Annotated in this window: 17 protein-coding genes; 10 read left to right on the top strand and 7 right to left on the bottom strand. The window is 61.3% G+C overall.

Annotated features, from left to right (window positions below):
• Positions 1-99 precede the first annotated feature (99 nt).
• Entirely contained in the window at positions 100-2,538 is a 2,439-nt protein-coding gene (locus ACODTD_RS15500; protein ID WP_011336016.1) for a Lon protease family protein, read from the bottom strand.
• A gap of 301 nt (positions 2,539-2,839) precedes the next feature.
• Here ACODTD_RS15500 and ACODTD_RS15505 point away from each other — a divergent pair, with 301 nt between their 5' ends.
• The 4 genes from ACODTD_RS15505 (at position 2,840) to ACODTD_RS15520 (ending at position 6,280) form a co-directional block, all read left to right on the top strand.
• A complete protein-coding gene (locus tag ACODTD_RS15505; protein ID WP_007950971.1) occupies positions 2,840-3,328 on the top strand; it encodes a DUF3015 domain-containing protein in 489 nt (162 codons plus the stop codon).
• 92 nt (positions 3,329-3,420) lie between these two features.
• Entirely contained in the window at positions 3,421-5,274 is a 1,854-nt protein-coding gene (locus ACODTD_RS15510; RefSeq protein WP_489104983.1) for an Lnb N-terminal periplasmic domain-containing protein, read from the top strand.
• An 84-nt stretch (positions 5,275-5,358) separates the two neighbouring features.
• Entirely contained in the window at positions 5,359-5,715 is a 357-nt protein-coding gene (locus tag ACODTD_RS15515) for a hypothetical protein (RefSeq protein ID WP_011336018.1), read from the top strand.
• 70 nt (positions 5,716-5,785) lie between these two features.
• Positions 5,786-6,280 (top strand): GreA/GreB family elongation factor, encoded by a 495-nt coding sequence (locus ACODTD_RS15520; RefSeq protein ID WP_489104984.1) that lies wholly within the window; start codon positions 5,786-5,788, stop codon positions 6,278-6,280.
• Between the two features lie 10 nt (positions 6,281-6,290).
• Here ACODTD_RS15520 and gdhA read toward each other — a convergent pair whose 3' ends face one another.
• Together gdhA and ettA are read right to left on the bottom strand one after the other, a co-directional pair.
• The gene (gene gdhA, locus ACODTD_RS15525; RefSeq protein ID WP_489104985.1) at positions 6,291-7,628 is read right to left on the bottom strand and encodes an NADP-specific glutamate dehydrogenase; all 1,338 of its coding nucleotides are present in this window, start codon (positions 7,626-7,628) and stop codon (positions 6,291-6,293) included.
• A gap of 193 nt (positions 7,629-7,821) precedes the next feature.
• The gene (gene ettA / locus ACODTD_RS15530) at positions 7,822-9,486 is read right to left on the bottom strand and encodes an energy-dependent translational throttle protein EttA (protein ID WP_489104986.1); all 1,665 of its coding nucleotides are present in this window, start codon (positions 9,484-9,486) and stop codon (positions 7,822-7,824) included.
• A gap of 276 nt (positions 9,487-9,762) precedes the next feature.
• Between ettA and ACODTD_RS15535 the strand changes: the two genes are divergently transcribed.
• The 5 genes from ACODTD_RS15535 to ACODTD_RS15555 all read left to right on the top strand — a co-directional run bounded on the left by ACODTD_RS15535 (position 9,763) and on the right by ACODTD_RS15555 (position 18,167).
• Positions 9,763-13,611 carry a sensor domain-containing protein gene (locus ACODTD_RS15535; RefSeq protein WP_489104987.1) on the top strand — a complete coding sequence of 1,283 codons (3,849 nt, stop codon included), beginning with the start codon at positions 9,763-9,765 and terminating at the stop codon, positions 13,609-13,611.
• A 238-nt stretch (positions 13,612-13,849) separates the two neighbouring features.
• Positions 13,850-15,103, top strand: coding sequence for a serine hydroxymethyltransferase (gene glyA / locus ACODTD_RS15540; protein ID WP_489104988.1), 1,254 nt, complete (start codon positions 13,850-13,852; stop codon positions 15,101-15,103).
• A gap of 276 nt (positions 15,104-15,379) precedes the next feature.
• The gene (locus ACODTD_RS15545; protein ID WP_011336023.1) at positions 15,380-16,693 is read left to right on the top strand and encodes a C4-dicarboxylate transporter DctA; all 1,314 of its coding nucleotides are present in this window, start codon (positions 15,380-15,382) and stop codon (positions 16,691-16,693) included.
• 49 nt (positions 16,694-16,742) lie between these two features.
• A complete protein-coding gene (locus ACODTD_RS15550) occupies positions 16,743-17,447 on the top strand; it encodes a FadR/GntR family transcriptional regulator (RefSeq protein ID WP_011336024.1) in 705 nt (234 codons plus the stop codon).
• A gap of 24 nt (positions 17,448-17,471) precedes the next feature.
• Positions 17,472-18,167 (top strand): GntR family transcriptional regulator, encoded by a 696-nt coding sequence (locus tag ACODTD_RS15555; RefSeq protein ID WP_489104989.1) that lies wholly within the window; start codon positions 17,472-17,474, stop codon positions 18,165-18,167.
• A 13-nt stretch (positions 18,168-18,180) separates the two neighbouring features.
• Here ACODTD_RS15555 and yjiA read toward each other — a convergent pair whose 3' ends face one another.
• From yjiA to ACODTD_RS15570, 3 genes are all read right to left on the bottom strand, one after another.
• Positions 18,181-19,152 carry a GTPase gene (gene yjiA, locus ACODTD_RS15560; RefSeq protein ID WP_489104990.1) on the bottom strand — a complete coding sequence of 324 codons (972 nt, stop codon included), beginning with the start codon at positions 19,150-19,152 and terminating at the stop codon, positions 18,181-18,183.
• An 87-nt stretch (positions 19,153-19,239) separates the two neighbouring features.
• Entirely contained in the window at positions 19,240-19,437 is a 198-nt protein-coding gene (locus ACODTD_RS15565; RefSeq protein ID WP_003228401.1) for a YbdD/YjiX family protein, read from the bottom strand.
• A 15-nt stretch (positions 19,438-19,452) separates the two neighbouring features.
• Positions 19,453-21,519: a carbon starvation CstA family protein gene (locus ACODTD_RS15570; protein WP_007950983.1), complete on the bottom strand. Its 2,067-nt coding sequence runs from the start codon at positions 21,517-21,519 to the stop codon at positions 19,453-19,455.
• Between the two features lie 159 nt (positions 21,520-21,678).
• Between ACODTD_RS15570 and ACODTD_RS15575 the strand changes: the two genes are divergently transcribed.
• Positions 21,679-22,047 (top strand): PilZ domain-containing protein, encoded by a 369-nt coding sequence (locus ACODTD_RS15575; protein WP_064599557.1) that lies wholly within the window; start codon positions 21,679-21,681, stop codon positions 22,045-22,047.
• On the opposite strand, the gene radA is transcribed toward ACODTD_RS15575, so the two are convergent.
• Positions 22,048-23,415, bottom strand: coding sequence for a DNA repair protein RadA (radA, locus tag ACODTD_RS15580; protein ID WP_007950985.1), 1,368 nt, complete (start codon positions 23,413-23,415; stop codon positions 22,048-22,050).
• Positions 23,416-23,442 lie beyond the last annotated feature (27 nt).

Raw genomic sequence — 23,442 nt, forward strand, 5'->3', positions numbered from 1 at the left:
TTGTGTGAATATTGACGCCAGAGTGATGGCACTTTTGCCGACGTTCGCGACAAAACAAAAACGGGAGCCAAGACTCCCGTTTTTTTGACTGCCGCTGACTCAGGCCGGTTTGGCCTCCGCCAGCGCCTCCTGCGCCAGTTCCTTCTCGGCCTCCTTCAGATCCTCTTCGCTGATCATCTCGGCAATCACCCGCAGACGCTCCACCACCCGCGCGTTGACGCTGCCTTCCGGAAATTCGCCCTGTTCGTTCGGCTCACCGGCCGGCTCGCCCACCAGCAGGCTCAACGCTTCGTCGGCCTGACGCACCGCGTAAACGTGGAACTGCCCGGCACGCACCGCTGCCAGCACCTTCTCATCGAGCATCAAGGTGGCGACGTTGGCCTGCGGAATGATCGCGCCCTGCTCGCCCGTCAGCCCGCGCGCTTCGCAGAGACGGAAGAAGCCTTCGATCTTCTCGTTGACCCCGCCCACCGCCTGCACTTCACCGAACTGGTTGATCGAGCCGGTGATCGCGAAGCATTGCTTGAGCGGGGTTTTCGACAACGCCGAAATCAGCGTGCACGCCTCGCCCAGCGACGCACTGTCGCCATCGACGTAGCCGTAGGATTGCTCCAGCGCGATGCTCGCGGAAATCGCCAGCGGGAATTCCTGGGCGTAACGGCTGCCCAGATACCCGGTGAGGATCATCACGCCCTTGGAGTGGATCGGCTGGCCGAGGTTGACCTCACGTTCGATGTCGACGATGCCGCTGCCGCCCGGGTACACCGTGGCGGAAATCCGCGCCGGCACGCCGAACGCCGAGTCACCGACTTCGAGCACGGTCAGCCCGTTGCACTTGCCGACCGCCGCGCCGTCGGTGTCGATCAGGATGATCCCCGCCAGCATGTCGTCGAGAATCCGCGCCGACACCCGACCGGTGCGAGTGGCCTTGGCCTTGAGCGCACGCTCGATGTGGCCGGCGTCGGTCATTTCATCGTTGGCCAGATGCCGGATGAAATCCGCCTCGCTGACCAGCTGGAACAGATCGCCGATCCGCGCCGACAAACGCCCCTGGTGTTCGGCCAGACGCGCACTGTAGGTCGCCAGGCGCGCCACCGCGTCGGCGGTCAGCGGCGCCATGCCCTCTTCCGAAGTTCGGGTTTTCAGCAACTGGGCGAACTGCTCCAGGCTTTCGTCGACCATCGGGATGTCTTCGTCGAAGTCCACCAGAACGCGAAACATCTCCTGAAAGTCCGGATCAAGGTCCTGCAGCGTGTAATACAGCTGACGGGCACCGATGATGATCACTTTGACCTGCAGCGGAATGTGCTGCGGGTTGAGCGTCATGGTGGCGAAACGGCCCATCTCGCCCAGCGGCGATTCCATCTTCAGCTTGCGCGATTGCAGGGCGCGCTTGAGCGCATCCCATACGAACGGCTCACCGAGCATTTTTTCCGCTTCAAGAATCAGGAAACCGCCATTGGCGCGGTGCAGCGCACCCGGACGCAGCTGGCGATAGGTGGTGTAGAGCGCGCCCTGATCGGTGGTGTACTCGATGCGGCCGAACAGGTTTTCGTAGGTCGGATGCGGCTCGAACACCACCGGTGCACCGCCGCTGGCCGGATGGCCAACCACCAGGCTCGGGGCGTATTGCTCTTCCAGCAGCTTGCGGGCGACGGCGTCGGTCTTGCTGTCATCGACCAGTTGCTCGACCACGGTTTTCAGCAGATAGACCTGCATCGCTTGCAGGTAACCGCAGACGGCCGCATTTTCCGCGTACTTTTCCGACAGCGGTGCGAGCAAGGGCTGCAAGGCCAGGGTGATGGTTTCTTCGTTGAGCTGACGCAGCTGGTTGCTCGACTCGCGCTTCCACTGCGGCAGGCTGGCGAGTTCTTCGTTCAGGCGTTCTTCGAGAGCGGAAATATCGTCGTGAAAGCGTTCACGCTCGGCTTCCGGCAATTGAGCGAATTCAGCTTCGTCCAGCGCCTTGCCTTCGAGCATCGGGGTGAAGGCAATGTTGCTGCTGTCGCGATACAGGGCGACGTCTTTTTCCAAAGCCAGACGTTCGATGACATCCAGTGCCTTGTCATAGCGCTGGTTGAAGGCGCGGTCGATGGCGCTTTTTTTCTGCTGGTAGGACGGGTGTTCGAACACCGCAGGAAAGGTCGCCAGCAGGTTGTCGATCAGGCCGTTGATATCGCCGATAAAAGCACCGGCAGTGCCCGATGGCAGTTCCAGCGCACGGGGCTCGCGCGGCTCATCGAAATTGTTGACGTAGACCCAGTCCGCCGGGGTCTGCAGGCGTTTGCCTTCGGCCTTCAGGTAGCGTTTGACGAACGAGAACCGGCCGGTGCCGGGCTCGCCCATGACGAACACGTTGTAACCGGGGCGTGGCATGGCCACACCGAACTGCAAGGCTTCGACCGCACGTTCCTGGCCAAGCACACCGCGAAAGGGCTCCAGATCATTGGTGGTAGTGAAGCTGAACTGTTCAGCGGAAAACGGACGGGTCAGCGCTTCGGGCGCTAGACGCAAGCTGGCAGCAACAGGATCAGGCATCGGGCTTCCTTAACAATCAGGCGGGGCAGATAGCGGCATTCTGGCGCTGCCCGAGCCCCACTGGCAAGGCGCGCCACACGACAAAGCATAGACAACCGGCCAACCATGACACTGCCCCAGTAAAACCGGGGTTATCACCAAATCTTTTGTAAAAAATCACGGAACCCCGGGAACGTGCCTAAACTCCAAACTGCGCGGCTGGAACTAATACCGGCCCACTGGCTTCGTTTGGATCTGTTTCGTACAGAGCTTGGGGGGCCAGAACCCTGTCCATTGGTATGCACATAAAGAGAACAAAGCTATGAAACGGATTCTTCTCGGTACTCTCTTCACCGCTGTATCCATCAACGCAATGGCGCAAGCTCCAGGCGGCCCGGATTGCGGTTGGGGCAACATGCTGTTCGAAGGTCAGCGTGGCACCCCGGCTCACTTCCTGGCATCCACCACCAACGGCACCTCCGGCAACGCCACGTTCGGCATGACGTCCGGCACCAACGGTTGCTCCACCAACGCTTCGCTGACCTATGGCGGCAAATCCTGGTTTGCCATGAATGGCATGATGAACGAGCTGTCCGAAGACATGGCAAAAGGCAACGGCGAAGCGCTGACGACCTATGCCGTGGTACTGGGCGTGGCGCCGGAAGACCGTGCGCACTTCGCTGCTGTCACTCACGAGCACTTCCAGCAGATCTTCAGCAAGGCTGACGTGACCGCTGAAGACGTGCATACCAACACCCTGGCCGTTCTGAAGGCAGACCCACGTCTGGCCAAGTACGCGACTCAGGCTTAAGCTCGACCCACCCGCTTCCTTCGGGAAGCGGGTTTTATTTTTTCGGCCCGCCCTCCTTGGGTCTTTGTTTCTTTCGACTTAAGTTGCCATTTATGCTCAAACGCCTTGCCTGGCTGGCGCTGTGTGTCTGCGCCCCGCTGTCCGCCGCGCCCCACATCGACCCTCAACGTTTGCAGCAACTGGCCAACGACCGCTTCTGGATTTCCCTCGGTCATTACGAAACCGCCAAGCTCGGTGGCTGGCGCAGCTACGTCAGCGACAAAAAATTCTTCCTCGCCCCCGACGGCAACGAACACCCCGACCATGAGCTGGCCGCTACCGTGCAAGCGCTGTACGCCCCCGCCAGTCTCGGTGAGCAACACGCCCAGTGCGTCTACCCGGCACGCACCCGCTGGCTGAAAGATCAACTCAACCTGACCGACCTGCCGACGCCGGACTGCGCCGAATTCAAGAAATGGTTCAAGGACGTCTCGCCCCACAGCGCAGTGATGATTTTCCCGGCGGCCTATCTCAACAGCCCGTCGTCGATGTTCGGCCATACCCTGCTGCGCATCGACCAGGCCGACGTGCAAAGCGACAAGACTTCGTTGCTCAGTTACGCGATCAACTTCGGCGCCTACATCGAAGGCTCGGACAACAGCATTCTTTACGCCTGGAAAGGCCTGATGGGTGGCTATCCGGGACTGTTCGCGCTGGTGCCCTATCAGGAAAAACTCTCGGAATACCGCAGCCTTGAAAACCGCGACCTGTGGGAATACCGGCTCAATCTGACGCAAGCCGAAACAGCGCGGATGGTCGAGCATGTGTGGGAGCTGAAGCAGATCCAGTTCGACTACTTCTTCTTCGATGAAAACTGCTCCTATCGTCTGCTGGAACTGTTGCAGGTGGCGCGCCCAAGTCTGCGCCTGACCGAGCAATTCCCGCTGACGGCGATCCCCACCGACACCGTCAAAGCGGTGAAGGAAGCCGGTCTGGTCGAGCACATCGAATACCGCCCGTCCCGCGAGCGCGAACTGCTCAGCCGCGCCGAGCCCCTGAGCGGCGAAGAACAGGACTGGGTGCTGAAAGTCAGCGCCGATCAACAGCAATTGCAGGACCCGGCCTTCAAGGCCCTGCCTCGGGATCGCCAGGCGCTGATTGTTGACGCGGCGTATCGGCTGGAGCGCTACCGCGCCAACGGCCAGGAAAGGGATCCACAGCGCGCCCAGCGCAGTTTCGAACTGCTGCGGGCGATCAACAAGAACCCGGCGCCGGAGCTGCAGATTCCCCAACCGGGCCTGCCCGAAGACGGACACGAATCGCGCACCTGGCAGGCCGGTCTCGGCACTCGCGGTGACCGCGCATTCGGCGAGTACGGCTTGCGCATGGCCTATCACGACCTCAACGACAACGCCGAGAGTTTCCCCCTCGGCGCACAGATCGAAATCCTGCAGATGAAGCTGCGCCAGTACGAAGGCAATCACTGGCAGTTCCAGCAGCTGGATCTGGCGACCATCCGCTCGCTGACGCCGCGCAATGCGCTGTTGCAACCGCTGTCGTGGCAAGTCACCGGTGGTCTTGAACGGGTGCCGGGCAAGCATGACGACGAGACGTTGGTCAGCCACGTCAACGGTGGCGGTGGCGGCACCTGGGCGTTGGGTGACGATGTGCTGGGGTTCGCCCTCGGCACGGTGCGCGTTGAACACAACAATGATTTCGCCGAGTTCGTTTCCCCCGCAGGCGGTTTCAATACCGGCGTGCTGTGGAAAAACCCGTTGGGCAATCTTAGCCTGGAGGCCAAAGGCGATTACTTCTTCAACGGTGAAGTGCGCCGCAGCCTGAGTCTGAACCAACAGTGGGAATTGTCGCGCAACCTCGGCCTGCGCCTGAGCGCCCAGCGTGAGTTCAGCCATCTGGCCACGCCGGAGACCGAAGTGATGCTGGAAGTGAAGTGGTATCACTACTGAGGTTTTGATCTTTCTTTCACGACCCATCGACGAATCCGCTTCTAGACTTTCCTTATCAGCCGTTTGACGGCCCGGGAGAGTGTGATGTGGCGGTGTGTGTTTTTTGCGGGCGTGTTGCTGTTGCTGGGTGGCTGTCAGAGCACCCACGAAGATCTGATTGCCAAGGGTTATCCACCGGCGTTCGCTGACGGTTTCGATGACGGTTGCATCAGCGGTCGCCAGGCCGCCGGCTCGATCAGCGGCGAGTTTCGCAAGAACGTGCCGCGTTATCTCAAGGACAAGCAATACGCCGAAGGCTGGAGCGACGGCTTCCGCCAGTGTCAGGCGATGCTGGAAAACAAGGATCGCGAACAGTATCGCAACGAACACTGGGACGAACGCGAGCGCGCCTGGCAGCAGGAGAAGGATCAGGGCGCAGCGCGGGCTTATCGTTCGCAGTAGGTCGCTTCCAGACATCCAGCGAAACCTTTTGCCTGCGACCATGGCCCAACGGCTATAACAGGAGCCCACCATGAGTCGCGCTTTCGTCAACGAAGACAACGCCGCTGCGCAAGCCGATCAGCCGGTCGAACGGCAGGTCAGCACCCAGCCCAACTACGTCACGCCGCAAGGACTTACCCAGTTGCAGACGAAACTCGCCGAACTGCAAAGCCTGCACGCCGAACAGTCCGCCAAGGGCGAACAGGCCGACAAGCAGCGGCTGGCCGATCTCGAACGGGATTTGCGTTATTTCAATCAACGGGTCGCCAGCGCTCAGGTCGCGCCGGCCCCGACGTCGAACGACAAGGTGCAGATCGGCAGTTGGGTGACCTACGCCGACGAACACGGCACCGAGCGCCGGGTGCAACTGGTCGGCGAGGATCAGGCCGATGCGGCCAACGGCCTGATCAACTGGGCCTCACCGCTGGGCCGTGCGCTGCTTGGCGCGCGGCTCAACGATGAAGTGCTGTGGCAGCGCCCGGCCGGTGATCAGCTGATTGAAGTGATCCGCATCGAGCGCTCTTGAGCCCCGTTGCTTAAACCACGCCTTGGGCGAGCATCGCGTCGGCGACTTTGACGAAGCCGGCGATGTTCGCGCCTTTGACGTAGTTGATCCGGCCGTTTTCCTCGCCGTAGTGCACACAGGCGTGGTGGATCGACTGCATGATCCCGTGCAACTTGCTGTCCACCTCGCCGCCCGTCCACAGCAGGCGCATGGCGTTCTGCGACATCTCCAGCCCGCTGACCGCCACGCCGCCGGCATTCGAGGCCTTGCCCGGCGCGAACAGAATCCCGGCCTCGATAAAGATATCCACAGCCTCAAGGGTGGTCGGCATGTTCGCGCCTTCGGCCACGCAGACGCAGCCGTTGCGCAGCAAGGTGCGGGCGCTTTCGGCGTCGAGTTCGTTCTGGGTCGCGCATGGCAGCGCGATGTCGCACGGCAACGACCATGGCAATTGACCGGCGCGGAACTCCAGGCCGAAGGCGGAAGCCAATTCGCTGATCCGTCCGCGCTTGACGTTCTTCAGTTCCAGCAGCGCCAGCCACTGTTCTTCGCTCAGGCCCGCCTCGCAATACAGCGTGCCTTCGGAGTCGGAGAGGGAAATCACCTTGCCGCCCAGATCCATCACCTTGCGGGCTGCGTACTGCGCGACGTTGCCGGAACCGGAGATCGCCACGCGTTTGCCTTCGACGGTCTGCTCGCGGCGCTTGAGCATTTCCTCGGCGAAGTACACGCAACCGAAACCGGTGGCCTCCGGGCGGATCAGGCTGCCGCCGTAGGTCATGCCCTTGCCGGTCAGCACGCTGGTGAACTGGTTGCTCAGGCGTTTGTACTGGCCGAACAGGAACCCGATCTCCCGCGCGCCGACACCGATATCACCGGCCGGCACGTCCACGTCGGCACCGATGTGGCGGTACAGTTCGCTCATGAACGCCTGGCAGAAACGCATGACTTCGGCGTCGCTCTTGCCCTTCGGATCGAAGTCCGAACCGCCCTTGCCGCCGCCCATGGGCAACGAGGTCAGGGAATTCTTGAAGGTCTGCTCGAAGGCGAGGAATTTCAACACGCCCAGATTCACCGAAGGATGGAAACGCAAACCGCCCTCGTAAGGGCCGATGGCGCTGTTCATCTGGATGCGGAAACCGCGATTGACCTGGACCTTGCCCTGATCGTCGACCCACGACACCCGGAACACCACCGCCCGCTCCGGCTCACAGATACGCTCCAGAATCCCCGAGGTCAGATAGTGCGGATTGGCTTCGAGAAACGGCCACAGGCTGCGCAGGACTTCTTCGACGGCCTGGTGGAATTCGGGTTGATCCGGATCGCGTTTTTTCAGACGGGCGAGGAAGGATTCGACGGATTCGATCATGGGAAAAGTCTCGGCAGATTTGTTGTCGTTGGAGGAGATTGAGCCGGACTGTAACAAACGATATGTACACAGCAACAGACAAAAATGTCGCATTTATGAAAACAAATAGTACACACGCTATAAAACAGTCTGCATTGCAGGCAAAAAAAAGCGGAGCCCGAAGGCTCCGCTTTTTCATGCAACCAACCCGTAATCAGGCCAGTTTCTTGTGGCGTACCCGGTGTGGCTGGGCCGCTGCTTCGCCGAGGCGCTTTTTGCGATCGGCTTCGTACTCGGTGTAGTTGCCCTCGAAGAACACTGCTTGCGAGTCGTCTTCGTACGCCAGGATGTGAGTCGCGACGCGGTCAAGGAACCACCGATCGTGAGAGATCACAATGGCGGCGCCCGGGAAGTCCAGCAGGGCTTCTTCCAGGGAACGCAGGGTTTCAACGTCGAGGTCGTTGGACGGTTCGTCGAGCAGCAGGACGTTGCCGCCCTCCTTCAGGGTCAGCGCCAGGTGCAGACGACCGCGCTCACCACCGGACAGGTCCTTGACGAACTTCTGCTGATCGCCGCCCTTGAAGTTGAAGCGACCGACGTAGGTACGCGACGGGATCTCGTAGTTGCCGATGCGGATCTGGTCGGAACCATCGGAGATCTGCTGGAACACGGTCTTGCTGCCGTCCAGGTCTCCGCGGCTCTGGTCAACGCAGGCCAGTTGCACGGTTTCGCCGATCTCGATGCTCCCGGAATCCGGGGTTTCCTTGCCCATCAGCATGCGGAACAGGGTCGACTTACCGGCACCGTTACCGCCGATCACGCCGACGATGGCGCCCTTCGGCATGGAGAACGACAGGTTGTCGATCAGGACGCGATCGCCGTAGCCCTTGGTGACGTTCTTGAATTCGATGACCTTGTCGCCCAGGCGTGGACCGGCCGGGATGTAGATCTCGTTGGTTTCCGAACGCTTCTGGAATTCCTGCGACTGCATTTCTTCGAAGCGTTGCAGACGAGCCTTGGATTTCGACTGGCGGGCCTTGGCGCCTTTGCGCACCCACTCCAGCTCTTCCTTCATGGCTTTTTCGTGAGCCGATTGCTGCTTGGATTCCTGGGCCAGACGATCGGACTTGGCTTCCAGCCAACCCGAGTAGTTGCCCTCGTAAGGAATGCCCGCGCCGCGGTCGAGTTCCAGAATCCAGCCGGCAACGTTGTCCAGGAAGTAACGGTCGTGCGTGATCGCTACCACAGTGCCCGGGAAGTCGTGCAGGAAGTGTTCGAGCCAGGCAACGGAGTCGGCGTCCAGGTGGTTGGTCGGTTCGTCGAGCAGCAGCATGTCCGGGGCGGACAGCAGCAGACGGCACAGGGCCACACGACGCTTTTCACCACCGGACAGGTGTTCGACCCTGGCGTCCCAGGCCGGCAGACGCAGCGCATCGGCGGCAACTTCCAGCTGGCGCTCCAGGTTGTGACCGTCGCTGGCCTGCAGGATCGCTTCGAGCTTGGCCTGTTCGGCGGCCAGCTTGTCGAAGTCGGCGTCCGGGTCGGCGTAAGCGGCGTAGACCTCATCCAGACGCGCTTGCGCATCCTTGATCACGCTGACCGCTTCCTCGACCACTTCGCGCACGGTCTTGGTCGGATCCAGCTGTGGCTCTTGCGGCAGGTAACCGATGTTCAGGTCCGGCATCGGGCGCGCTTCGCCTTCGAACTCGGTGTCGACGCCGGCCATGATTTTCAGCAGGGTGGATTTACCCGAACCGTTGAGGCCGAGTACGCCGATCTTGGCGCCGGGGAAGAAAGACAGCGAAATGTTTTTCAGGATTTCCCGCTTCGGCGGAACAACTTTGCCCAGCCGATGCATGGTGAAGACGTATTGAGCCATGGAGAACCTTGGGTCAGTGACTGATGAATGATTGGGACACAGGCAATGCCCGGCCAGACCGTGCGCGTCGTTCACTGGAAGATATCAATGCGTGCGCGCGGAAAGTCTAGGAGCTGGAACGCTCCCGCGTAACCGGCAAAGCTACCTGAATGACGGAAGGCAGTCCAGCCGAGCGGGGCTGGCACTTCGCCACAACTCAAGGCATGCTAGCCGCCTCTTGGGCGTCCGGCTTATAGTGCACGTCGCGCCAGTCCAGCCAGACCGCAGGATTACAGCTTGTCCAACGTCACTCCGCCAGCCTCTGTGAGCAGCACCCAACCGGCGCCCGGCTCGTCCCTGCGCGGAACATTGAAAGGCGCGCTGGCGACATTGGTGCTGTTGCTGCTCGCGCTGCTGTTCTGGCAACTGCTCGATCAACTGCGCGAAACCCAGAAAAACCAGCGCCAGTACACCATCGACTACACCGCTGACCTCGCCGCACAGGTCAGCCTGAACATGGCGTTGAACGCGCAGATCGCCCTCAACCTGCTACCGATCGTCGAACAACCGCAGTCGGCCGACGAACAGCAGGCGCTGCTGCGCAAACTTCAGAAGTCGCTGCCCGACCTGCGCAGCCTGGCCCTGCTCAGCCCCTCCGGAAAAATCCTCAGCGACAGCGCGACTGACAGCCAAGACGCCGATTACCTCAGCGATCTGGTACGCCGCAGCCGCGCTCAGGCGCATTACTTCAGCAATGACGACGACGGCTCGGTGGTGCATCTGCTGTTGCATCAGGCCAGTGGCAGCACTCGCGGTTACTGGGCACTGCGGCTGACACCCACCTTCTTTAAAGCACTGACTAAACAGGGCGAAACCGGGATCCGTCCTCTGTGGCTGGTGGAGAATCGCATCAACCATCAGATCATCAGCCGCGACGAAGCGATGCCCATCGGCAGCACCAGCGTCCTGACCCCGGACGATCTGGCCAACAGCGTGCTGACCGTGCCGCTGAGCAGCAGCGACTGGCAACTGCGTGGCCTGTTCGACCGTCAGCATGTGCTCGAACAACTGCTGCCGGCGTTCATCGGCAAATGCCTGTTGGGCCTGGCGCTCTCGCTGCTGCCGTTTATCGCGTTGCTCAACATGCGTCGCCGTCAGCGTCAGGTGCATGAAGGGCGTCGGCGTTATCAGGATATTTTCGAAGGCACCGGCGTGGCGTTGTGCGTGCTGGATCTTTCGGGGCTCAAGCAGGTTTTCGAAAAGGCCCAGATCCAGACCAGCGACCAGCTCAAGGCCTGGCTCGACCAGCCGGCGCAGCGCCAGCAATTGCTCCACGAACTGCGGGTGACCGAGGTCAACCAGGTCGCGCTGCAACTGCTCAACGTCAATTCCTGCGACCACGCCTGGCAACTGCTGATCGACGGCCAGCCGCAAAGTCAGTGCGCCATCGGCAATCAGGTACTCGACGCCGTGCTCCAGCAGCAAAAGCAGCTGGAACTGGAAATCAAGCTCCCGGACATCAATGGCCGCGACCAGCATCTGTGGCTGGTGCTGCGCCTGCCGCAGGAGCAGCACGACTACAAGGCCGTGATCCTGAGCATCAACGACATCACCAGCCGCAAACTGATCGAACTGTCGCTGCTGGAGCGCGAAGGTTTCTGGTCGGACGTGGTGCGCACCGTGCCGGATCACCTGTACGTGCAGGACGTGATCAGCCAGCGGATGATCTTCAGCAACCACCACCTCGGCCAGACCCTCGGTTACAACCGCACCGAACTGCATCAGATGGGCGAGTATTTCTGGGAAATCCTTCTGCACCCGGAAGACGCCGACTATTACCACCGCTCGCGGCAGATGCAGCGTCACGCCGGTTACAGCCAGTTGTTGCAATGCCAGCTGCGCTTCCGTCATCGCGACGGCAAATGGCGGCGCTTCGACATTCGTGAACAGGCGCTGGCCCGGGACAAGCACGATCAGGTGACGCGGATCATCGGCGTGGCCAAGGACATCACCGAGCAGATCGAAGCCAGCGAATCCCTGCGCGACAGCGAACAACGCTACCGGATGCTCGCCGAAAGCATCAGCGACGTGATTTTCTCCACCGACAGCCAGCTGTCGCTGAACTACGTCAGCCCGTCGGTGCAAGCGGTGCTGGGTTATGACGCCGAATGGATTTTCCAGAACGGCTGGCAATCGACCATCGCCAACCCACAGCAACTGAGCGGCATCTATCACCTGATGGATCGGGTCAGCAAAGCGCTGGGCAAACCCGAGCAACTGGTGACTTTGCGAAGCCAGGTGCAGACCCAGATGTTCCTGTTCGACTGCCTGCGCGCCGACGGTCGCAAGATCCCGATCGAACTGCGTCTGGTGCTGGTGTGGGACGAACATGGCGCCTTCGAAGGCGTGCTCGGGGTCGGCCGCGACATCAGCCAGCAGCGCCGCGCCGAGAAAGACCTGCGCATGGCGGCCACGGTTTTCGAGCACTCGACCTCGGCGATCCTGATCACCGACCCGGCCGGTTACATCGTCCAGGCCAACGAGGCGTTCAGCCGGGTCAGCGGCTACGCGGTCAGCGAAGTGCTCGACCAGTTGCCGAACATGCTGACCGTCGACGAACAGCAGGACGCGCACCTGCGCTACGTGCTCAAGCAGTTGCATCAGCACAGCACCTGGGAAGGCGAAGTCTGGCTCAAGCGCCGCAATGGCGAGCATTACCCGGCGTGGGTCGGCATCACTGCGGTGCTCGATGACGAGGGCGATCTGGCCAGTTACGTGTGCTTCTTCAGCGACATCAGCGAGCGCAAGGCCAGCGAGCAGCGGATCCACCGCCTCGCCTACTACGACGCCCTGACCCACCTGCCGAACCGCACGCTGTTCCAGGATCGTCTGCACACCGCGCTGCAATCGGCCGAGCGGCAGAAGTCGTGGGTGGTGCTGATGTTCCTCGACCTCGACCGTTTCAAACCGATCAACGACTCCCTCGGTCACGCCGCCGGTGACCGCATGCTCAAGGACATGGCCACGCGGTTGCTGGCCTGCGTCGACGATGACGACACCGTGGCGCGGATGGGCGGCGACGAATTCACCCTGTTGCTGCAACACCGCTCCAGCCGCGAGATGGCGCTGAACCGGGCGATCCACGTGGCCGAGCAGATTCTCGCCAGCCTTGTACGGCCGTTCGTGCTGGAGGGTCGCGAATTCTTCGTCACCGCCAGCATCGGCATCGCCCTGAGCCCGCAGGACGGCAACGAACTCAGCCAGCTGATGAAGAACGCCGACACCGCGATGTACCACGCCAAGGAGCGCGGCAAGAACAACTTCCAGTTCTATCAGGCCGACATGAACGCCAGTGCGCTGGAGCGTCTGGAACTGGAAAGCGACCTGCGCCACGCGCTGGAGCAGAACGAATTCGTGCTGTATTACCAGCCGCAGTTCAGCGGCGACGGCAAACGCCTGACCGGCGCCGAAGCCCTGCTGCGCTGGCGTCATCCCCGCCGCGGGCTGGTGCCGCCGGGGGACTTCATTCCGGTGCTCGAAGAACTCGGGCTGGTGGTGGACGTCGGCGACTGGGTGATCAGCGAGGCCTGCCGTCAGCTCAAGACCTGGCACCAGAGCCGCGTGCGCGTGCCGAAGGTCTCGGTAAACATCTCGGCGCGGCAGTTCTCCGACGGCCAGCTCGGCACGCGGATCGCCACCATCCTCAAGGAGACCGGCCTGCCGCCGGCGTGCCTGGAGCTGGAACTGACCGAAAGTATCCTGATGCGCGAAGTCAGCGAAGCGATGCAGATCCTTGCCGGTTTGAAGAACCTCGGCCTGAGCATTGCGGTCGACGACTTCGGCACCGGTTATTCGTCGCTGAACTACCTCAAGCAATTCCCGATCGACGTGCTGAAGATCGACCGCACCTTCGTCGACGGCCTGCCGTCCGGCGAGCAGGACGCGCAGATTGCCCGGGCGATCATCGCCATGGCTCACAGCCTGAATCTGGCGGTGATCGCCGAGGGTGTGGAAACCCATGAACAACTGGACTTCCTGCGCGAGCATGGCTGCGACGAGGTTCAGGGTTATCTGTTCGGGCGGCCGATGCCGGCGGGCCGGTTCGAGGCGCAGTTCAGCAATGATGCGCTGTTCATGTTCGACTGAAGATCGGCGGCGCAATCTTCGCGGGCAAGCTCACTCCCACAGGGATTGATGTTGATCACAAAATCGCGGGCCGGCCTCGGTTATTGTGCGAACCGGCTGGTCAGCGAAGGCCGGCACGGACGCCACATATCTGGTCATGAACGCCACTTGTCTGCGACATGATGTCGTTTCATATGCCATCCAAAACCTGTTGGGGTAGAATGCCCCCCTTTTCTGCCCCCGATCCTTGAGGACCGCCATGTTCAGCCGTGATTTGACTATTGCCAAGTACGACGCCGATCTTTTTGCCGCCATGGAGCAAGAAGCCCAGCGCCAGGAAGAACACATCGAGCTGATCGCTTCGGAGAACTACACCAGCCCAGCGGTGATGGAAGCTCAAGGCTCGGTACTGACCAACAAGTACGCCGAAGGCTACCCGGGCAAGCGCTACTACGGTGGTTGCGAGTACGTCGACGTTGTCGAGCAACTGGCCATCGACCGCGCCAAGGAACTGTTCGGCGCCGACTACGCCAACGTTCAGCCGCACGCTGGCTCCCAAGCCAACGCCGCTGTCTACCTGGCCCTGCTGTCGACCGGTGACACCATCCTGGGCATGAGCCTGGCTCACGGCGGTCACCTGACCCACGGCGCCAGCGTTTCCTCCTCCGGCAAGCTGTACAACGCCATCCAGTACGGCATCGATGCCAACGGCCTGATCGACTACGACGAAGTCGAGCGCCTGGCGGTCGAGCACAAGCCGAAAATGATCGTGGCCGGTTTCTCTGCCTACTCGCAGATCCTCGACTTCCCGCGCTTCCGTGCCATCGCCGACAAGGTTGGCGCCTACCTGTTCGTCGACATGGCTCACGTGGCCGGTCTGGTCGCCGCTGGCGTCTACCCGAACCCGGTTCCGTTCGCTGACGTCGTGACCACCACCACCCACAAGACCCTGCGCGGTCCACGTGGTGGCCTGATCCTGGCCAAGGCCAACGCCGACATCGAGAAGAAGCTGAACTCCGCCGTATTCCCGGGCGCCCAAGGTGGCCCGCTGGAGCACGTGATCGCCGCCAAAGCGATCTGCTTCAAGGAAGCACTGCAGCCTGAGTTCAAGGCTTACCAGCAACAAGTGGTGAAAAACGCCCAGGCCATGGCCGGCGTGTTCATCGAGCGCGGTTTCGACGTGGTTTCCGGCGGTACTGAAAACCACCTGTTCCTGCTGTCGCTGATCAAGCAGGAAATCTCCGGTAAAGACGCCGACGCCGCTCTGGGCAAAGCGTTCATCACTGTGAACAAGAACTCCGTGCCAAACGACCCACGCTCCCCGTTCGTCACCTCCGGCCTGCGCTTCGGTACTCCGGCAGTGACCACTCGCGGCTTCAAAGAGGCGGAGTGCAAAGAGCTGGCGGGCTGGATCTGCGACATCCTGGCTGACCTGAACAACGAAGCGGTGATCGACGCCGTTCGTGAGAAAGTCAAAGCCATCTGCAAGAAACTGCCGGTATACGGCGCTTGATTGCGACGTTAAACCCGTAACATGAAAAACCGGCCAGTGATGGCCGGTTTTTTTTCGCCCGCAAGAAAGTTTCGATCGCTAAATGGCTCAAGGTCGGGGCCTCGCGCTCAACTGGTCAGACCGGTCATGCCAATTCGTCATTTTTCACTTGCGATCCCTAAAAAACAGCGCCTAGACTGCACCCGCACTGGACATACCGGTAAGACCACAATAATTAAGTCCTGAATCTGATGCGCCCCGCGCACGGCAGCCAGGACACCGACCAGGATTCCTCCCATGCTCAGATGGTGCTCGCGCTCAATCTTCCTCCAAGTGGTTCTCGGACTGATGCTCGGCATCGTCTGCGGACTGACCCTTCCCGAATACTCGGCCCAGCTCAAACCGCTCGGCGACGGTTTCATCAAACTGATCAAGATGCTCATCGGCCTGATCGTGTTCTGCGTGGTGGTCAGCGGCATCAGTGGCGCCGGCGACTTGAAGAAGGTCGGGCGCATCGGCCTCAAGTCGGTTATCTACTTCGAAGTACTGACCACCATCGCCCTGGTGATCGGTCTGGTGTTCGCCTTCACCACCGGGATCGGCAGCGGCGCCAATATCCATCTGGAGCAGCTGTCCGCCGCCGACATGGGCGACATCGCCGAACGCGGTCAGCACATGCACACCACCACCCAGTTCCTGATGGACCTGATCCCCACCTCGGTACTCGGCGCCTTTGCCGACAACAATATCCTTCAAGTGCTGTTGTTCTCGGTGCTGTTCGGCAGCGCGTTGAATCTGGTGGGCGAAGCGGCTTCCGGGATCTCGCGGCTGATCAACGAACTGAGCCATGTGATCTTCCGGATCATGGGCATGATCGTGCGTCTGGCTCCGATCGGCGTGTTCGGCGCCATCGCCTTCACCACCAGCAAATATGGCCTGGATTCGCTGCAGCACCTGGGCAGCCTGGTCGGTTTGTTCTACCTGACCTGCATCGCTTTCGTCGCGCTGATTCTCGGTCTGGTGATGCGTCTTTCCGGCCTGCGCATGTGGCCGTTGCTCAAGTACCTGCGTGAAGAGTTACTGATCGTCATGGGCACAGCGTCCTCCGACGCCGTGCTGCCGCAGATCATGCGCAAGCTTGAACATCTGGGCATCGGCAGCTCGACTGTCGGGCTGGTGATTCCCACCGGTTACTCGTTCAACCTCGACGGTTTTTCGATCTACCTGACCCTGGCCATCGTGTTCATCGCCAACGCCACCGGTACACCGCTGGCCATGACCGATCTGCTGACGATTTTGCTGGTATCGCTGATTACCTCCAAAGGTGCCCACGGCATTCCCGGTTCGGCGCTGGTGATTCTCGCGGCCACGCTGACGGCGATCCCGGCGATCCCGGTGGTCGGTCTGGTGCTGGTACTGGCGGTGGACTGGTTCATGGGCATCGGCCGGGCGCTGACCAACCTGATCGGCAACTGCGTCGCCACAGTGGCCATCGCCCGTTGGGAAAAGGACATCGACGTGCAGCGGGCGAACAAGGTGCTCAACGGCGAGCAGGGCTATAACTTTCAGCCGAGAAAAACGGTCGCTCAAGCGGCGGCCAAAGAATTCTGAATGAGCGCCGTGCCTGCGCCAATGCAGGCACGGCTCATGGAGCGAACACGTGATTACTACATCAACCGTCGTCAACTCAGTGGTGGAAAAACTCCGGGCCGCGCTGGCCCGGGGTCAGTGGCGCTCCGGCGAAATGCTGCCGGGCCAGCGTGAACTGGCCGAACAACTGGGTATCAGCCGCCCGAGCCTGCGTGAAGCGGTGATCGTGCTGGAGACCCTTGGCCTGGTGCGCTCGATGCCCGGCAAAGGCGTGGTGGTCCTCGACGCCCAGACCAGTGACAACCAAAACCACGACAGCGCCGTGGCCGGCGCCAGCCTCGAAGACGTGCTGCAACTGCGCTACACCCTTGAACCGTTCATCGTTGGTCTGGTGGCGCAGTCGATCAGCAGCAAGGAAGTCGGCCAGTTGCGCCTGACCCTGATGGACATGCGCGAAGCCCTCGAAGCGGGTGACAGCGAGGCCGGCGTCAGCGCCTACATCGCCTTTCACGAAGAACTGTTCACCCTGACCTCGAACCCGATTTTCCAGAGCGTGGTGCAACAGACCAGCAATGCCCTCAAGCAAAGCGCCGAAGTGCTGCGCAATTCACCGGAGCACCTGGCCGAACGCCTTGAGGAAAACGAAGCCGTAGTACGCGCGATCCGCAGCAAGAACAGCGCCCAGGCCAGCGCCGAAATGCGCCGGCACATCCTGCGTGAAGGCCAGCGGATGGGCATCGAGCTGAATATCCCGGATGACAACCTGAGCCACTGAAACGCCTCACACTGGAGACCGGCCATGAACAGTCTTGCCACGCCGTCGCACCCTCGCCCGACCTCGACGGCCCTGCCCTTCTCCCGCCTGCACGCGCCGGTGGACGATCTGTATCCGCGCCTGTTCGATGCGATCCTCGAGCAACGCATCGATGCCACCAGCCGTTTCACCGAAGAGAGTCTCAAGCAGATGTTCGGTGTCAGCCGCGCCGATGTGCGTCGGGTGCTGACCCAGCTGTCCCACGAACAGATCATCGTGCTGCGGGCCAACCATCGGCCACGGGTGGCCGCGCCGGACGCCGAGCAGACACGTCAGGCCCTGCACGCCCGGCGTCTGGCCGAGAACACGCTGGTGCGGCTGGCTTGTCAGCATGCGCAGGCTGAAGATTTGAAGCGCCTGCGAGCACTGATCGAACGGGAGCGCCAAGCTGTGGATCAAGATCGGCGCGGGGCGGCAATTCGCCTGTCCGGGGAGTTTCATTTGCAGGTAGCGAAAATGGCGCAGAATGCACCTTTGGCGCATTTTCTCGGCTCGCTGGTGCCGCTGACCTCACTGGCGATTGCGCGATGCACTGAAACCACGCACAGCTGTTGCGGCTGGCAGGATCACGCCCGGATCGTCGAGGCGATCGAGCGTGATGACTCCGTCGAGGCGGCGTCGCTGATGAACCGTCATCTGGATCACCTGGAGCAGACGATTCTCAGCGGCTCCACGCACTGAGAGCGCGGCGGACTCAGTTCGCCGCCACCCTGGCAAACCCCGCCCGGATTTTCTCTTCCGGCAAATCGTCGGCGATAAACACGATCACGCTTTCCCGCGCCTCGCCCTCGGCCCACTCGGTGTCCCAGTCGAAGCCGTAGAGTTTCAGCACGCCCTGAAACACCAGCCGCCGATCTTCGCCCGCGATGTTCAACACGCCTTTGTAGCGCAGCAATTGCTTGCCGTGCTCTTCCAGCAATTCATTCATGAATTCGCTGAGCTGATCGATATCCAGCGGTTGGTCGGTACGCAGCACCAGACTGGAAATCCGGTCGATGGACGGCGCCTTGCTCACCGGCCGCAGACTCACCCCGCCGCCAAGATCGGCATTCAGGTTGAAACCGCGCACATCAAGCAATTCGGCCAGATCGATGTTGCCGTGTTCGACCACGCGAATCGGTGCCCGGCGGTTGATGCGGGTCAGTCGGTCGCTGAGCGCGGTGAACGCGGCCTCGTCCACCAGATCGGTCTTGCTCACCAGCAAGCGGTCGGCAAAACCGATCTGCGCCTGGGCGATGGTCTGGGTCAGGTGCAGCTCGGCGTGAGCGGCGTCTACCAGGGTGATGATGCCGTCGAGCAGGTAACGCTCGCGTAGTTCTTCGTCGATGAAAAAGGTCTGCGCCACCGGGGCCGGGTCGGCCAGACCGGTGCACTCGATGACCAGCCGATCAAAGGCGATTTCGCCGCTGTCCAGCCGTTCGAGCAGCAGATACAGAGCTTTGGTCAAGTCGGTGTGGATGGTGCAGCAGACGCAGCCGTTGGCCAGGGTCATGACTTGCACCGGCTCGTCGCCCAGCAATTGGGTGTCAATACCGGCGTCGCTGAATTCGTTTTCAATCACGGCGATTTTCAGGCCGTGCTCGGCTTTCAATAAATGACGCAGCAAGGTGGTCTTGCCGGCGCCGAGGAAACCGCTGAGCACCGTGACCGGGATGGGAGAAGACAAACTCGATCTCCTTCAATTGCACAAATAAAATGGGAGCAGGCCGAAAGACCTGCTCCCACCTATCTCTGGTGAACCGCGATCAGCGATTCAGCAGCACTTCGGCCCACCCTTGCCACCGTAACGGGCTTCCTGACGTTCGCGAAAGAACATCTCGTAGCTCATCACCGGTTTGTCCGGGTGTTTGGTCTGCATATGCTCGACGTAGGTGTCGTAGTCGGGCATGCCGACCATCAGGCGCGCGGCCTGACCGAGGTATTTACCGAGGCGACTCAGGTCATTGAACATGCTGCAATCCTCTGGTTACGCGTCCGGCAGGGCCTGGAATGGCGATTCTTTGTCCGTACGCTCTTTTTTGCCCCAGGCGGCGATGCCGACCTTGAGCGCATAGAACAGGATGCTGAATACCACGAACAGGAACAGCGCGGTCAATGTAGCGTTGGTGTAGGCGTTGAAGATCACGTGCTGCATCTGCTCGACGCTTTTCGCCGGCGCCAGCACCTGACCGTTGGCCAATGCATCGCTGTACTTCTTGGCCAGAGACAGGAAGCCGATCGCCGGGTTGGCGTCGAACAGCTTGATGAAGCCTGCAGTCGTGGTGCAGATCAGCAGCCAGGTGGCCGGCAGCAGGGTGACCCAGATGTAACGCTGGCGCTTCATCTTGATCAGGACCACGGTGCCGAGCATCAACGCGATACCGGCCAGCATCTGGTTGGAGATACCGAACAGCGGCCACAGGGTGTTGATCCCGCCCAGTGGATCGACCACGCCCTGATACAGCAACCAGCCCCACATCGCCACACAACCGGCGGTGGCGATCAGGTTGGCGGACCAGGATTCAGTACGTTTGAGTGCCGGCACGAAGGAGCCGAGCAAGTCCTGCAGCATGAAGCGACCGGCACGTGTACCGGCATCGACTGCGGTCAGAATGAACAGCGCTTCGAACAGGATCGCGAAGTGGTACCAGAACGCCATGGTGTTTTCACCCGGCAGGACACTGTGCAGGATCTGCGCGATACCGACCGCCAGGGTCGGTGCACCACCGGCACGAGCCAGAATGGTGGTTTCGCCGATGTCATGCGCCACGGCTTGCAGGGCTTCCGGGGTAATTGCAAAGCCCCAGTTACTGACTGCGGTTGCCACGGACACCACATCACCGCCGACCACGGCGGCCGGGCTGTTCATGGCGAAGTACACGCCTGGCTCGATCACCGAGGCAGCGACCATGGCCATGATGGCCACGAACGATTCCATCAGCATGCCGCCGTAACCGATGTAACGGGCGTTGGTTTCGTTATCCAGCAGCTTCGGCGTGGTCCCGGAAGAGATCAGCGCGTGGAAACCGGATACCGCACCGCAAGCGATGGTGATGAACAGGAACGGGAACAGACCGCCCTTCCACACCGGGCCGGTGCCGTCGACGAACTGGGTCAGTGCCGGCATTTTCAGCTCGGGCATGGTCACCAGGATGCCGATCGCCAAGGCGACGATGGTACCGATCTTGAGGAACGTGGAGAGATAGTCACGCGGCGCCAGAATCAGCCACACCGGCAGCGAAGCGGCGACGAAACCGTAACCGACCAGCATCCAGGTAATCTGCACGCCAGTGAAGGTGAAGGCCTTGGCCCAGACCGGATCGGCGGCAATCTGCCCACCCAGCCAGATCGAACCCAGCAGCAGCAACACGCCGACGACCGAGATCTCGCCGATGCGGCCCGGACGGATGTAGCGCATGTAGATGCCCATGAACATCGCGATCGGGATGGTCGCCATCACGGTGAAGATGCCCCACGGGCTCTCAGCCAGGGCTTTCACCACGATCAGCGCCAGCACCGCGAGGATGATGATCATGATCAGGAAGCAGCCGAACAGGGCGATGGTGCCGGGGATACGGCCCATTTCTTCACGCACCATGTCACCCAGCGAACGGCCGTTGCGACGGGTCGACATGAACAGAACCATGAAGTCCTGCACCGCGCCCGCCAGCACCACGCCGGCGATCAGCCACAGCGTACCGGGCAGATAGCCCATCTGCGCCGCCAGTACCGGGCCGACCAGCGGCCCCGCGCCGGCGATGGCCGCGAAGTGGTGACCGAAGAGAATGTGTTTGTTGGTTGGAACGTAGTCCAGACCGTCGTTGTTGAGCACGGCGGGGGTGGCCCGACGCGGATCGAGTTGCATCACATTGTTAGCGATGAACAGACTGTAGTAACGGTACGCAACCAGATAGATGGCCACGGCGGCGACCACAATCCACAAGGCGTTGATCGCCTCGCCTCGGCGCAATGCCACTACGCCCAGGGCGCACGCTCCTACGATTGCCAGCAGCAGCCAGGGTAAGTGGCGTAGCAGGCTATTATTATTTTTCATTTTATTATTCCAGCCAGGGTGGACAAGAAAGACAGCCACCCCGAGTTTAGCGCTACTGGCGGCAAAGGCCATACCCCGACATTGGTCTAGACAGTCCATTCGTTGGCATCACCCCGCCGGTCGGGTCTATAGTCAGCTGACCTTCCTGAGGATTGCGCCATGAGCGAGCACCCGTCCGAGCGTCGCCGCTTCAAACGTATCGCGTTCGACGCCAGAACCGAATTGAGCCAGGGCGAGTACATCTGGCCGGTGAAGCTGATCGACCTGTCGCTCAAAGGGCTGTTGATCGAGCGGCCCGAGCCGTGGCTGGGCAATCCCGAGCAGGACTTTTTCGTCGACATTCATCTGAGCGAGGACGTGCACATCGAGATGGATGTGCAACTGGCTCATGAAGATCACGGCCAGCTCGGTTTCGTGTGCCGGCATATCAGCCTGGAGTCGATTCAGCGCCTGCGTCGCCTGATCGAACTCAATCTGGCCGACGAAACCGAACTGGAACGCGAGCTTGGGGCGCTGATTGACGTCTGATCACTCGAACAACGAGTCCAGCGCCTGCTCCAGACGCGTCACCGCAATGATCTGCAAACCCGGAGGCGCTTCCTTCGGCGCATTGCCCTTGGGCACGATCGCGCGCTTGAAGCCGTGCTTGGCGGCTTCCTTCAATCGCTCCTGACCGCTCGGCACCGGGCGCACTTCGCCGGACAGGCCGACTTCACCAAACACCAGCAAATCATGGGGAAGCGGACGGTTGCGCAGGCTCGACATGACGGCGGCCATCAACGCCAGGTCAGACGCGGTTTCCAGCACCTTCACCCCGCCGACCACGTTGAGGAACACGTCCTGATCGTGGGTCGGAATGCCGCCATGCCGGTGCAGAACAGCCAACAGCATCGCCAGACGATTCTGGTCCAGACCCAGCGTCACCCGACGCGGATTGGCCAGATGGCTGTCATCCACCAGTGCCTGGACTTCCACCAGCATCGGTCGGGTGCCTTCCCACGTTGCCATCACCACACTGCCCGGGACTTCTTCCTGAGCGCGGGTAAGAAAAATCGCCGAAGGGTTGGAGACTTCTTTCAGGCCCTTGTCGGTCATGCCGAACACGCCGAGTTCGTTGACGGCACCGAAACGGTTTTTCACCGCTCGCAGCAAACGCAACCGGCCATCGGACTCGCCTTCGAAATACAGCACGGTATCGACCATGTGTTCCAGAACCCGCGGCCCTGCAAGCGCGCCTTCCTTGGTCACGTGGCCGACCAGGAAAATCGCCGTGCCGCTTTGCTTGGCGTAACGCACCAGCAACGCCGCACTTTCGCGTACCTGGGATACGCCGCCCGGCGCCGATTGCAATTGTTCGGTGAAAATCGTCTGGATCGAGTCGATCACCATCACCTTGGGTTTTTCCTGGCGGGCGGTGGCGATGATGGTTTCGATGCAGGTTTCGGTCATGACCCGCAGTTGATCCTGCGGCAGGCCCAGGCGGCGTGCGCGCATGGCGACCTGTTGCTGGGATTCCTCACCGGTGACGTACAGCGCCGGCATGCTCTTGGCGAGGTTGCACAGGGTCTGCAACAGAATCGTCGATTTGCCGATACCGGGATCGCCGCCGATCAGCACCACCGAACCGTCCACCAGACCGCCGCCAAGGACTCGGTCGAGTTCACCGGAGGCTGTGGAAAAACGCGGAATCTCTTCAATGCTGACTTCGGCCAGGGTCTTGATCTGGGCCTGTTGTCCGGCCCAGCCGGTGCGCCCGCTCGGGGCGGCGGCACCGCCGCTCTCGACCATGGTTTCGGTCAGGGTGTTCCAGGCGCCGCATTCGCCGCACTGCCCGGCCCACTTGGGAAAGGTTGCGCCGCACTCGGTGCAGCCGTACATGCGCTTGGCCTTGGCCATCTGAACCCCCGGCAAAAACCGAGATGA

The organism is Pseudomonas sp. FG35, from assembly GCF_057809295.1.